The organism is Pseudoalteromonas sp. C2R02 (genome assembly GCF_018860845.1).
Taxonomy (GTDB): Bacteria; Pseudomonadota; Gammaproteobacteria; order Enterobacterales; family Alteromonadaceae; genus Pseudoalteromonas.
Genome location: NZ_JAHKQC010000029.1, coordinates 37,402 through 51,270, shown reverse-complemented (window position 1 = coordinate 51,270; position 13,869 = coordinate 37,402). Strand labels below are relative to the sequence as shown.

At 35.3% G+C, this 13,869-nt stretch carries 11 protein-coding genes; 9 read left to right on the top strand and 2 right to left on the bottom strand.

Annotation, left to right across the window (positions count from 1 at the left end; genetic code table 11):
- Positions 1–128: 128 nt before the first annotated feature.
- Positions 129–731, bottom strand: coding sequence for an outer membrane beta-barrel protein (locus KO527_RS10935; RefSeq protein WP_216040341.1), 603 nt, complete (start codon positions 729–731; stop codon positions 129–131).
- Between the two features lie 138 nt (positions 732–869).
- Here KO527_RS10935 and KO527_RS10930 point away from each other — a divergent pair, with 138 nt between their 5' ends.
- The 5 genes from KO527_RS10930 to KO527_RS10910 all read left to right on the top strand — a co-directional run bounded on the left by KO527_RS10930 (position 870) and on the right by KO527_RS10910 (position 7,383).
- Positions 870–1,343 carry a CreA family protein gene (locus KO527_RS10930; RefSeq protein ID WP_216040340.1) on the top strand — a complete coding sequence of 158 codons (474 nt, stop codon included), beginning with the start codon at positions 870–872 and terminating at the stop codon, positions 1,341–1,343.
- A gap of 2 nt (positions 1,344–1,345) precedes the next feature.
- Positions 1,346–2,140, top strand: coding sequence for a hypothetical protein (locus KO527_RS10925; protein ID WP_216040339.1), 795 nt, complete (start codon positions 1,346–1,348; stop codon positions 2,138–2,140).
- A 13-nt stretch (positions 2,141–2,153) separates the two neighbouring features.
- Complete coding sequence (locus tag KO527_RS10920) at positions 2,154–3,707, top strand: serine hydrolase (protein ID WP_216040457.1); 1,554 nt, start codon at positions 2,154–2,156, stop codon at positions 3,705–3,707.
- Positions 3,708–3,828: 121 nt separating this feature from the next.
- Entirely contained in the window at positions 3,829–4,746 is a 918-nt protein-coding gene (locus KO527_RS10915) for a histone deacetylase family protein (protein ID WP_216040338.1), read from the top strand.
- A 153-nt stretch (positions 4,747–4,899) separates the two neighbouring features.
- Positions 4,900–7,383, top strand: a complete 2,484-nt coding sequence (locus KO527_RS10910) for an EAL domain-containing protein (protein WP_252733633.1) — start codon at positions 4,900–4,902, stop codon at positions 7,381–7,383.
- Positions 7,384–7,453: 70 nt separating this feature from the next.
- On the opposite strand, the gene KO527_RS10905 is transcribed toward KO527_RS10910, so the two are convergent.
- Positions 7,454–7,963: an ACT domain-containing protein gene (locus KO527_RS10905; protein ID WP_216040336.1), complete on the bottom strand. Its 510-nt coding sequence runs from the start codon at positions 7,961–7,963 to the stop codon at positions 7,454–7,456.
- A 258-nt stretch (positions 7,964–8,221) separates the two neighbouring features.
- On the opposite strand from KO527_RS10905, the gene KO527_RS10900 reads away from it, so the two are divergent.
- The 4 genes from KO527_RS10900 to phoU all read left to right on the top strand — a co-directional run bounded on the left by KO527_RS10900 (position 8,222) and on the right by phoU (position 13,856).
- Positions 8,222–10,456 carry an ABC transporter permease subunit gene (locus tag KO527_RS10900; RefSeq protein WP_216040335.1) on the top strand — a complete coding sequence of 745 codons (2,235 nt, stop codon included), beginning with the start codon at positions 8,222–8,224 and terminating at the stop codon, positions 10,454–10,456.
- A gap of 66 nt (positions 10,457–10,522) precedes the next feature.
- Positions 10,523–12,169, top strand: coding sequence for a phosphate ABC transporter permease PstA (gene pstA, locus KO527_RS10895; RefSeq protein WP_216040334.1), 1,647 nt, complete (start codon positions 10,523–10,525; stop codon positions 12,167–12,169).
- 75 nt (positions 12,170–12,244) lie between these two features.
- On the top strand, positions 12,245–13,072 hold the full coding sequence (gene pstB / locus KO527_RS10890) for a phosphate ABC transporter ATP-binding protein PstB (protein ID WP_216040333.1): 828 nt from the start codon (positions 12,245–12,247) through the stop codon (positions 13,070–13,072).
- Positions 13,073–13,145: 73 nt separating this feature from the next.
- Positions 13,146–13,856 carry a phosphate signaling complex protein PhoU gene (gene phoU / locus KO527_RS10885; RefSeq protein ID WP_042150530.1) on the top strand — a complete coding sequence of 237 codons (711 nt, stop codon included), beginning with the start codon at positions 13,146–13,148 and terminating at the stop codon, positions 13,854–13,856.
- The last annotated feature ends 13 nt before the right edge of the window (positions 13,857–13,869 follow it).

Here is a 13,869-nt window from a genome sequence, read left to right as displayed (position 1 = left end):
TTTTCGATGAAAATTAAAAGCTTTTATTTCATTGATTTTAAAAGAATAGGTGTAAAAAAGAGAATTAAATAGTTTAAAAGGCATTAAAAGAAATTAATGCCTAAGAGATTAGGATTATTAATATCGAGTTAAAAGCGGTAGCTAAAGCCAATACTTGTTTGAAATTGATTGAGTAAATCGCCATCAAAATGCCATAAGCAGTTATCGTCTTCTTCTTTATTTTCGACTTCGCAGGTGGTTTTACTATTGTTATCTACTATTGTAGTTAACCAGCGAGTTTCAAAAGAGACTCTCATTGCTTTTGATAAATGATATTCAACACCACCATAAAGACCGGTAGCAAAGTATGTATCTGACTCTGACCAGTTAGGTTTTATATTATTCACACCAATTTGAGCGCCAAAATAACCAGATAAGTCTTGACCAAGAGGCACGTCGATTGCGCTTTGAAATAATAAGTAATTAAAGTCTAGCTTTTTGTCTTTTTCATTTTTTAAATGAGTCGACATATTAGAATAAAACATACCATATTTCGCATTAGGAATGCTTTTTTCAATGCTTAAATTGAAGTGAGTACCGTCTTTAACTTCTATTTTTTGCAGCTCTTGCGTTTCCATTCTTTGGCTAAATGTTTTTCCAACTGCGCCACCAACAATGATTTTAGCGTTAGAAACAGGTGAAAAAGCAAATAAAATACTAGCTGATATAAGTGAGAGAAGCGTTTTTTTCATATTTATTTCCTTTAATAAAAGAAGCTTAGCGTATTACTCAAGCGGTAGAGTATCAAACTTAGGGTATTAAAATAAGCTTTAACTTAAGCCTAATGTTCATTATGCTGATAACAATTATTTATATAAGAAAAAGAATCTATGAAATATAAGTTTTTATTTTTAGCATTAAGTGTATTAGTGCTATCGGCATGTTCTGATAATGCAGGTAAAGTAAGCTTAGGTTTATTCACTACAAAGGATGTGGTTATAAAAGCAAAGAGCGATCCTAAAATCCTTGGTGTTACCTGTCATATAAGTCATGTTGAAGCTGATTTAGACTTTTCAGACCCTTCAGATATGTCAATTGCGTGTCGTCAAACAGGTCCAATTTTAGCTGAACAATTACAACAAATTGATTTATCTAAAAATGGAGAGGTAGTCTTTAAAGAATCGAAAAGCATATTGTTTAAAAGCTTAAAGGTTAGGCGAATTTATGATCAAGATACTAAAACATTAATGTACTTATCGTATTCAACTAAAGAGTCTAGTGGTAGTCATCATCATGCTTTATCTACTGTACCACTTTATAATACCCAAGCTTGGCAGTGGGCTAATCAACCAATAAAGAATTAATTATGTTATCAATTTTTAAATCTAAACCATTATTAGCAACCGAAGAGCAAAATTGGGTATTAGACACTTTTGTTTGGGCTTTTGAGCGTTTTGATGGACAGCTCTTCCTAGACAAAACAGAAATAATTTTACCTAATAATCATTATTTTCCTGATCAGGTTAATAGTGTATTTGGTATGGCACAAAATGTATTTAATCACGTAGTTAATTATGCTGGTATGCAAAACTGGCCTTTGAAATTAGTTGAACCAAGCCAAATGCAGTCAGTTGCTTTTCCTAATTGGCAGTTTTCACCGCGTTTACGTGGAGAAAATGCGAAGTTAGTAAATGACAGCATGAATGAACAAGTGATTTATGTATCGTATAACCCAAATCAAATAAATCAGCCTCAAGATATGGTGGCTTCTTTTGCACAAACATTAGCATTAATTTTAATTCATCACGGTAGAGAGTTGCCGCCAGGTGGAGAAGCGTTATTACCGCAAGTCAGTGAGTTAATTGCGGGGTTTTTAGGTTTTGGTGTCATGCTAAGCAATACCGCTTATCAGTTTAAAGGCGGCTGCGGTTCTTGTTTTAATGCTTATGCAAACAGACAGCCTGCTTTACCTGAGCCAGAGTTGATTTTTAGCCTTGCATTAATTGCAAAATTAAAAGGCGAAAATAAAAACAAAATATTGCCTCATTTAAAGCCGCACTTACGCAGTATGTTTAAAAAAGCAGATAAAACGCTAAGTAATGAACTAAAAGAGTCAGCAAACCCTTTGTTATTAGCGGTATTTGATAAAGCGAATAGTTAAAATTATAAAGAGAATAAAAATGAAAAAGTTAAGCACCATATTTTCAGGGATGTTAGCCGCATCTTTGAGTTTTTCATCAGTCGCAGAAGTTGATGCTGATAAAATATCCACAATTGTAGAGAGCTCTATGGCACGTTTTAATGTGCCGGGTTTAGCCATTGCTGTAGTCGAAAATGATAAAATCATTATGGCAAAAGGTTTTGGTGTAAAGCATTTAGATACAGGTGAAAAGGTAAATAAAGAGACTTTATTTGGTATCGCCTCAAATACCAAAGCGTTTACTGTTGCTGGCATTGGTATGTTAGTTGATCAGGGCAAGCTTAATTGGGATGATAAAGTAATAGATCATATACCTGAATTTCGTTTATACGATGCGTATGTTACGCGAGAAATGACAATTCGTGATTTATTAAGTCACAGAAGTGGCCTAGGTTTAGGTGCAGGTGATTTGATGATTTGGCCTGATACCAATAAAGATATGCCTGATATTTTAGATAGCCTTCGCCACCTAAAGCCTGTTTCAAGTTTTCGCTCAAAATATGCTTATAACAACTTAATGTTTGTGACTGCGGGCGAGGTAATTGCTCGAGTTTCAGGTATGAGTTGGCAAGATTTTACGGAAAAAAACATCCTGAAACCTTTGGGAATGAATGCGTCTAAAGCTGGCTTTTCTCGTATCGACAAAGAGAATAAAAACTGGGCAACAGGGCATATTCCCCTTGATGGTAAATTAAATCCATTTTTTGTTAACTATTTAGAAGATTTTCGTGGTGCTGGTGCAATTGCATCAAACGTTGTAGAAATGAGTAGCTGGTTAAAAGTGCAATTAGCACAAGGTAAAATGACTAATGGCGAACAGCTATTCACTGAAAAGCAACAAAAAGAAATGTGGCATCCGCACATTACTAAGATGGCATCTCAAGTGGGCTTTGATAGTCATAGACAGCAATTTAGTGGTTATGGTTTAGGTTGGAGCATAGAAGATTATCAAGGATATAAAAAAGTAGGTCATGGCGGTGGTATTTTAGGTATGGTTTCGCAAGTTACTTTAGTGCCAGAGAAAAACTTAGGCATAGTTATTTTATCTAATCAGCAGGCATTTAGTGCTTTATCGGCGATCACTCATGAAGTATTAGAAGATGCACTGCACCTTAAAGACAAAGATTGGGTAGAAAAATTAGCTGTTAAACATTTTGAAGGTAAAGATAAAGCCTATGCAAAAGCTAAATTAGATGACGTTGAAGATGTTCAAGCTGCACTGCCTTTAAAACATTACACCGGTGAATTTGTAGATAGCTGGTATGGTGATGTCAATATTATTGAAAAAGATAATCAGTTATTAATTGATTTTACGCATACTGAACAACTTAAAGGTAAATTAGAGCACTATACAGGTCACACCTTTATTGTAAGGTGGAATGATAAATTATTAGAGGCGGATGCGTTTATTAATTTTGAAATGACATCTAAAAATAAGGTGAAAAACATCTCTTTAAAAGCGGCCGCACCAAGTGTGACAGATTTTAGTTTTGATTTTCACAATCTAAATTTAAAACAAAAACTATAGTTCTTTAGCATGCATGATATTAGTTGTGCATGTATCGACCAAAGTATCAAAGTTTGATTTTATAAACTTTGATACACTTCCTTCTATTCCTATATTTTCAATTTATTAATCTGAGTATCTTATGCGTACCGCAATTATTTATCATCCTGATTGTCGTAAACACAAAATGGTGGCAGATCATCCCGAGTGTTCAGAGCGTTTAGATGCTATTCAAGATAGATTATTAGCTTCAGGCTTAGATATTGCTGTGCCGCAGATCATGACATCAAAAGCTAGCGAAGAAGATATATTAAGGGTTCATAAACAAGCACATTTAGATCTTGTTAAAAGCAAAATACCAGAAACTGGCTTAGCAGACTTAGATGGTGATACTTGGCTGTGTAAAGATACATTTAAAGCTGCTGAGCGTGCGGCAGGTTCAGGCGTCTTTGCTGTAAAACAAGTATTAGCTGGTCAGTTAGATGCCGCTTTTTGTGCTGTGAGACCGCCAGGGCATCATGCAACAGAAGATACTTCTTCAGGGTTTTGTATTTTTAATAATACCGCAATTGCGGTTAAATATGCGCAAGAACAAGGCATTGAACGCATCGCTATTTTAGATATTGATGTGCACCACGGTAATGGTACACAAGATATTTTTGAACATGATGATAACGTATTATTTTGCTCTATCTTTCAACATCCTTTTTATCCAAATACGGCAATTGATAGTACAAAAACTATTATTAATACGCCTCTAACCGCAGGCATGGGCGGAGATGATTTTAAACGCGCGATCATAGGATCTTGGTTACCCGCTATTAAACGGTTTAAACCTCAATTGATATTTATCAGCGCCGGTTTTGATGGCCATTTAGAAGATGATATGGGTGGATTAACTTTAGTTGAAGCTGACTACGCTTGGTTTACTGATAAAATAGTTAAGTTATCTAAGTCCCTAGAGTGTAAAGGCATCATTTCAATGCTTGAAGGCGGTTACGACTTATCTTCATTAGGGCGTAGTGTTACTACCCATCTAAAATCGTTAGCTGAAGTTTAATTCTTTTATAGAAAACCTTTCTTTGATCTAAAACACATCTTAGTTATTTCCTATTTGATAAAATTTACATTTTGCATGTATCTTTATCATGAATAGGGAATTTCAATAATGGTTTTAAAATCAAGTAATAAAATATTGACGGTAGCGGATTTAATGTCGAAAAATATTTTATTCTGTAAACCAGAAACATCATTATTCGAAGCCGCTAATATGATGGGCAACAGAAATGTAAGTGCCATTTTCATTATGTCTGACAATAAGCTTGTTGGTGTATGGACTGAAGCAGACTGTGCTAAATTAGATTTTTCAGAGCCTGAGTTTTCTCAACAACCAATTTCTAGCTTTATGAGTAGCCCTGTTAAACAGGTGCAAAGTTCAATATTAGTATCTGAATTAACCGTATTATTTCATAATTATGGCTTTCGTCATTTATTAGCAGTTGATGAAAATAACACCCCTCAAGGTGTTGTAAGCCTATCAGATGTAATAAAAAGCCAAGGGCTTGAGCACTATCTTCACTTTAGGCTGGTTGATAAAAGTTATAACGCTAATATTCCATTGCTTGATGCAAACGACAGTATGACTTTAATTGCTAAGGCTATGAGGGAAAAAAGAGTCAATGCTGTTTTAGTTGAAAATAAAACGATAAATCAAAAAGGCATAATCACCGAGCGAGATTTACTTAACGTATTAAGAAAGGGCGAAATAAAAGCGAGTTGTTGGGAATATGCAAGTTGGCCTTTGCTTACTGTAAAAGAAACAACCAGCCTATATAAAGCTTATCAATTATTAGAAATTCGAAAAATCAGACACTTAGTTGTTGAAAATGATGATTTAGCAGTACTTGGCGTATTGTCACTCAATAATATTATGTCAGATATTGAATTAGCATATATGACAGAGCTTGAAACAGTGCTTGAACAAAGGGATGTTGCGCTCAAAAAATCGCAAAAGAATTTATTTTTAGCTAAAAAAATTATCAATGCCTCGTTAGATGGCATTATGATCACAGATAGCTCCAGTACTATTTTACAAGTTAATCCCGCTTTTACAGCGCTAACAGGATATAGTGAAAAAGAAGCAATAGGGCAAACTCCAAGGATATTGAGATCAGGGCATCATGATAAAAAATTTCATGATTTGATGTGGCAAAGTTTACGTAAAGAAGGTGTATGGCAAGGCGAAATTTATAATAAAAAGAAAAATGGAGAGCTATATCTAGAGTGGCTAACTATTATAGAGATTAAAGAAAGTGAAGATGAAGACTTATTGTATGCCGCAATTTTTAGTGATATCACGGAAAGAAAAAAAGCAGAGAAACGCATCACAGCATTAGCTTATTTTGATGAATTAACACACTTGCCTAACAGACGTTTATTTAGCGATAGACTAGAAATGGCTTTGGCAACAGCAAAGCGTGATGATCAAAAACTGGTTGTGATGTTTTTAGATTTAGATCATTTCAAACAAGTGAATGATACCTTAGGTCATTCAGTAGGAGATTTATTACTTCAGCAAGTAGCAATGAGGTTGCAAAAATATGTAAAAGCAGGAGATACATTAGCTCGCTTAGGCGGCGATGAATTTACTTTGCTATTAACGGAAGTGGATGAAGTTAATTATATTTTTGATTTTGCAAATCAGTTCATCCAATGTTTAGAAACGCCATTTAAAATTCAAGAGCATGATATATCAATTACCACCTCTATCGGGGCTGCCGTTTATCCAGATGATGGCATAGACTCTGATGCGTTGTTAAAACATGCTGATGTTGCTATGTATCGTAGTAAAGAACTTGGCCGTAACTCTTTTCAGCTATTTAAACCAGCAATGAATGCACGTTCATTAGAGCGAATGGTAATGGAAAGTAAATTAAATAAAGCACTTAAAAACAATAGTTTTGAGCTCTATTATCAGCCTAAAATAAATGCCTTAAATTCAGAGTTAGTAGGTGTTGAGGCATTGATCCGTTGGCGTGATAAAGAGTTAGGAATTGTATCTCCAGCAAGCTTTATTCCTTTAGCCGAAGATTTAGGGCTCATTATTGATTTAGATATTTGGGTATTAAATCAGGCGTGTAAACAAATAAAAGAGTGGGTTGATTCTGGCGTTCAGTTTGGTCGTATCTCAGTCAATATTTCAGCTTTACATTTAACAAAAGGCAATCTTGTTTTAGCCGTTCAAAATGCGCTTAATGTGTGGCAGGTCCCTGCGCAACTGTTAGAGATTGAGGTGACAGAAACTAGCTTTATATCATCTATGGACGAGGCTAAAAAAGTTTTAAAAGCACTCAAAGCATTAGATGTACATATTGCTTTAGATGATTTTGGTACCGGATATTCAGCGTTAAGTTATTTAACCCAGTTGCCTATTGATACAATAAAAATTGATGCCAGTTTTATCGCTAAAATTCCAGATGAATATGGTAATAGTCAAATAGTGAAAGCTATCATCGCATTGGCACAGAGTTTAGATTTAGAAATGGTGGCTGAGGGGGTAGAAAAAGAAAAACAACTGCAGTTTTTACAAAGCATCGGTTGTCATGTCATACAGGGATACTTTTACAGTAAAGCGTTACCTAAAAATGAATTTAATCAATTTATTGCCAATCAAAATTTAGCATGCGAAGTAATATGATTTTAAATTAAATACTTGAAAGGCATGAGTTATCATCAGAGCATGCCTTTTATCGATTTGTAGCAAAAATTTAAGCTTCAGCTTCTTCCACATCAACAATTACATCAGAAGTAATAGATTCTAACGCGTTGATAATTTCGCTTTTATCTAAGCCACTTGGTAAGTGCACAGTTGCAATGGCATTAAATAAAGGCACGCCCCAATTAGGTGCACTTTGCTGTTTAGAAGTGAAATGAATAATGCTTGCGCCTTTATGCCTAATAACACTTGATAATTCTTGAACGATACCTGGTCGGTCGTTACCTGTGATCACTAAATTGATTTGGCTTTGTTCGCAATGTTTTGTATCCTCCCCATCTTCAATCCTTATTTCTAAGTCTTTGATATTATGGAGAGCTGTTTGTAAAATGTCTAACTTTTCCTCTGGTACCTCGATTTGTAATATGCCGGCAAAATGACCGCATAAATGACTTAAATTACTGGCTAACCAATTGCCGTTGTGTAATAAAACTGTTGATGAAACTTCTTCTACAAGACCTGGTCGGTCTTGCCCGATTAGGGTTAGTACTAACTGCTTCATAGGTATCTCTCTGTATCACGAAAACTAATTGTTATTATTTAATATTAATTTAAAACCAAAGTATTGACCTAGCCTAGTAGTTTGTCCAGTTTTCCACAACAAAATTCCATTTTTATGGTTATAACTTTGACTCGAAGCAATATTTGCCTTTTTATGACATTTTTATGTCAAAATATTTGTTTAATTGAGTCTCATGTAACAAAACTGTCATCTTGACACAATATAATATGCCCAACTTTAATGCTGAAGGAAACTTTGATGGCTTCACATTCGCAAAAATCTAACTTTCATACGGATAAAGGCCGTTTGATTAAAGATAAAATTGCACAGTTTAGTATTTTTTCAGGTGGTGTCATGGTATTGGCAGCACTTCTTATGATTTTCTTTTATTTACTTTATGTTGTTGCACCAATTTTTGAATCTGCGTCAATAACACCGAGAAATGAATTTAAATTACCTGCAGGGCAAGAAGTTTTAGCTGTAGGTATGGAAGAACAGACTGAAATTGCTTATTTACTGACTAAATCAGGTGGAATGGATTTTTACCAGGTAAAGGGCGATAACTTTGGTGAAAAGATAACGAGTAGCCAAGTAAATCTTGAAAGCAATATTACAAGCTTTGCTCAAAGTGCACCTCATTTAGGTTTGTATGCTTATGGCTTATCAAATGGTGGCATGACGTTAGTTCACCCTAAATTTGATGTGGCATTCCCTAATGATAAACGTGTTATTACACCGGGTATTTCTTATCCTGTAGGAGAGAGTGCTTTAATTGTTGATGAAAATGAGCAAGCAATTAAAGATTTTGCTTTTAGCGTTGATGAAGGCAAAATTTCTGTATTAGCGCAAACACAAGAAAATAAAGTGGCTTTTACTGTTTTCACCGCAGAAGAAAACTTTATGACTGATGAAATTGAATGGATTGCTGAATATGCTTATCTTGATATTGCAGGTCGCATTGATGAGTTATTAATTTCTCCAGATGGCACTCGCTCATTTATTCGCAGTGCTAATAAAGTTTTTATATTTAATACACGTGATATCGACGATATTTCTAAAATACAAGTTTTAGCGGCAAATGAAGAAAATGCTAATTTAGTTTCAAGTGTGCTATTAGCTGGCGCAAACTCTTTATTATTTAATAATGATAATGGTGAAATTTCACAATGGTTTGAAATCAATACTGAGCAAGGTCGTGAATTTACGAAAGTACGTACTTTTGATACGCAAGATAGCTCAATTACAGCGATGTTTCCTGAATATTATCGCCGTACATTTTTTACTGTTAATGACCAAGGTGGTTTAGGACTTTATTATACAACAAGTGAAAGTACACTTTGGTTAGGTGATGTTGCTGATTCTGCAATCTCAAACTTTGCCATTTCACCTCGTTCAAATGCAGCCCTAATAATTGCTGGTAATACAGTATCTATGATTGATATTGTAAATGAACACCCTGAAGTGAGCTGGTCAGGTTTATGGAATGAGGTTTGGTATGAAGGTTACACTGAGCCTGGCTATACTTGGCAGTCAACTTCAGCAAGTGATGATTTTGAATCTAAATTTTCACTCATTCCAATTTCATTTGGTACCATAAAAGCGGCATTTTATGCCATGTTATTTGCAGTACCAATTGCGTTATCTGCTGCGGTTTATACTGCTTACTTTATGTCACCGCAATTACGTAAAGTTGTAAAACCAACAATTGAAATAATGGAAGCATTACCAACTGTTATTTTAGGTTTTTTAGCAGGTCTTTGGTTAGCGCCAATATTTGAAGAGCATTTACCTGCTATTTTGATTTTATTGTTTGGTTTACCACTGGCTATGTTAGCAACAGCATTTGGTTGGAGTCAGTTACCGCAAAAAATTCGTAACTCAGTACCTGAAGGGTCGCATTCAATACTATTAATTCCAGTTGTTTTATTGGTGGGTGTTTTTGCTTTCAGCATGAGCCCGTTTATCGAAGAGTTATTATTTGGTGGCGATGTTCGTCAATACCTTACAAACGATTTAGGACTTGATTTTGACCAAAGAAATTCACTCGTTGTTGGTATCGCAATGGGCTTTGCGGTTATTCCAACGATATTTACAATTGCTGAAGATGCGGTATTTAGTGTGCCTAAACATCTTACAAATGGTTCGCTAGCACTAGGCGCAACACAATGGCAAACCTTAGTTAAGGTTGTATTGTTAACTGCGAGTCCAGGCATTTTCTCTGCGATTATGATGGGCTTAGGACGTGCAGTAGGTGAAACTATGATAGTACTGATGGCCACAGGTAATACACCTATTATGGATTGGAGTATCTTCCAAGGTATGCGTACGTTAGCTGCCAATATCGCAGTAGAAATGCCAGAGTCTGAGGTAGGAAGTTCTCATTATCGTATTTTATTCTTAGCAGCATTTGTTTTATTCATATTCACCTTTATGTTCAACACAATAGCTGAATTTGTTCGTCAACGTTTACGTGACAAATATAGCTCAATGTAAGGTGGTTTAAGATGATATTTCAAAAGTTGAATATGTTTAATAAAAGAATTGTGAAAGGTTATAAGTATGAATAACTGGTTTAAATCAGGATCACCTTGGATATGGTTAACAGGTGGCGCAGTTAGTATCAGCTTGATTTCAGTAATTGGTTTGCTAGCGCTTATAGCATGGCGTGGATTAAGCTTTTTTTGGCCATCTGAAGTAGTGCAGTTAGAGCTTGAGCAAGCGGGTGTTAAAAGTACTGTTATTGGTGAAATCTATGATAGAGAGCAAGTACCCACTTCTCGTATATTAGCAACAGGTGCAGATTTAGGTGATTACAATGAAGAGTTTATAGAACGCTTGCTTGTAAAAACGGGTAATCGTGAGTTTGTTGAGTTAGATTTTCGCTGGATTTTAACAACAGATATTAAGTCTCAATCAGTACCTAAAGAAATGGCTGTTTTTGAACGTAGTAAAAACGGTAACTTTTATGGTTATGTTGAAAAAGTAATTGAAAATGGCAAAGAACAAACGATTGATAAAATAGAAAAGCTTGATGCATTAGTTGAACGTGCCGTATCTCTTAATGAAGAAGCGCTTGATTTACAAAATGGTCCGATTGGTCATATAAACTATGAGCTTGAAAGAGCGCGTTTAAAACAACGTGCTTATGAATTGGATGGTGAGTTAACGCAAGAGCGCATACAAGAGTATGAGCAATTTAAAGCAGAGCAAAAAGCCAAATATGATGTTTTAGAAACTGAATTATTTAAATTACGTGGTGAAGCTAAGCGTGATCAAGTAATAGTAAAAGATATGCGCGGTGAAATGGTAACCATACCTCTATACCAAGTGCTTGATTTTACTTTCCCTAATAACATGGGGTTCTTTGCTAAGTTAGGTCAATATTTTGTTCAGCTAGGTAAATTTGTATCTGACGACCCAAGAGAGGCCAATACTGAGGGCGGTGTATTTCCTGCAATCTTTGGTACTGTATTTATGGTAATGCTAATGGCTGTGATTGTGACGCCTTTTGGTGTGGTTGCAGCAATATACTTACATGAATATGCAGCAAAAAATGCAGCAACAAAAATGATACGTATCGCAGTGATCAACTTAGCGGGTGTACCTTCAATTGTTTATGGTGTATTTGGCTTAGGTTTTTTTGTTTATATGTTAGGTGGTAGCTTAGATCAGTTATTTTATCCTGAAGCATTACCCGGTCCAACATTTGGTACGCCAGGTGTGATGTGGTCAGCACTTACGCTAGCGATATTAACTTTACCTGTTGTGATTGTATCAACAGAAGAAGGCTTATCTCGTATTCCAAGTTCTATTCGTCAAGGTTCATTAGCCTTAGGCGCAACTAAATTCGAAACTTTATGGCGCATTATCGTTCCTATGGCAAGCCCAGCGATTATGACAGGTTTAATTTTAGCTGTAGCACGTGCTGCAGGTGAAGTTGCACCATTGATGTTGGTGGGTGTTGTTAAAATGGCACCAACTTTACCATTAGATGGTAACTTCCCATTTATGCATTTAGACCGTAAGTTTATGCATTTAGGTTTCCATATTTATGATGTTGGTTTCCAAAGCCCTAATGTTGAAGCTGCAAGACCATTAGTTTACGCAACTGCATTTTTATTAGTCTCTGTTATTATTGCTTTAAATATAACTGCGATTGGTGTGCGTAACCACTTACGAGAAAAGTTTAAAGTTCTAGATAACTAATAACTTAACAGATTTAAATGATAAGTAGCGGGCGTAATTGCCCGCTAACTAGAATCAAATATTTAGGTAAAGAAAATGATTACAGTTGCACCAGAAGTTTCAAACTCAACAAATGGTTTAAAATTAGACCTAGAAAATTTAATGCCAGAACAAACGGCACTTGAAATTAAAAACCTTGATTTGTTTTATGGCGAAAAACAAGCGCTAAGCAATATCAACATGAAAATACCAAAAGGCCAAGTAACTGCTTTTATCGGTCCATCAGGTTGTGGTAAATCAACGTTATTACGTTGTATTAATCGTATGAATGATTTAGTTGATATTTGTCGCATTGAAGGTGAAATACAGCTTCACGGTGAAAACATTTATGATAAGCAAGTTGATGTTGCATCTTTGAGACGTAATGTTGGCATGGTATTTCAGCGACCAAATCCATTCCCAAAATCTATTTATGAAAATGTTGTTTATGGTCTAAGACTACAAGGTGTTAAAGATAAACGTCGTTTAGATGAAGTTGTTGAAAAGTCACTTCGTTCAGCTGCTATCTGGGATGAAGTAAAAGATAGGTTACACGAAAGTGCATTTGGTTTATCTGGTGGTCAACAACAAAGGTTAGTCATTGCTCGTTCAATTGCAATTGAACCAGAAGTTTTATTATTAGATGAACCAACATCTGCACTTGATCCAATTTCTACTTTAGTAATTGAAGAATTAATCGGTGATTTAAAAGAAAAGTTCACAGTAGTGATCGTGACACATAATATGCAGCAAGCTGCTCGTGTATCTGACCAAACTGCATTTATGTATATGGGTGAACTGATAGAATACGCTGATACTAATACATTATTTACGACACCAGCGAAAAAGAAAACTGAAGATTACATTACAGGTCGTTACGGTTAGTTTATTTTGAGCTAACAATTGGCGTGCTGGGTTTTATGACCTAGATTTATTAAAGAATTTAAGTGGAAAGAAGATGGAACATAATTTAAGCAAACATATTTCTGGTAAATTTAACCAAGACTTAGAAGATGTACGTAATCATGTATTAGCTATGGGCGGTTTAGTTGAGCAGCAATTAAACTCAGCTTTAGATGCGGTATCAACTGGTGATTCTGATTTAGCTAAAAAAGTCGAAAAAGATGACTACAAAGTAAATGCAATGGAAGTGAGCATAGATGAAGAATGTACGCGAATTATTGCAAAACGCCAGCCAGCAGCAAGTGATTTACGTTTAGTTGTCGCTATTGCTAAAACGATTGCTGATTTAGAGCGAATTGGTGATGAAGCACGACGCATTGCACAAGTTGCTTTAGATTCCTTTTCTAAAGAGCAGCAAGATTTATTAGTGATGATCGATAATATGGGCCGTCAAGTATCAAAAATGTTGCATGATGTATTAGATGCTTTTGCACGTATGGATGTTGATGCGGCATTTAAGGTACATAAAGAAGATGCTAAAGTTGACCGTGAATATGAAGCCTTAATTCGCCAAATTATGACTTATATGATGGAAGATCCACGTTCAATTCCTAAAATAATGGCATTAGTTTGGTCTGTTCGCTCACTTGAGAGGATTGGGGACAGATGCCAAAATATAGCAGAATATGTAATCTATTTTGTAAAAGGCAAAGATATTCGCCATATTTCTCAAGAAGATATAGAAAAAGACATTTTAAAAATGTAATCGGCTTTAAAAA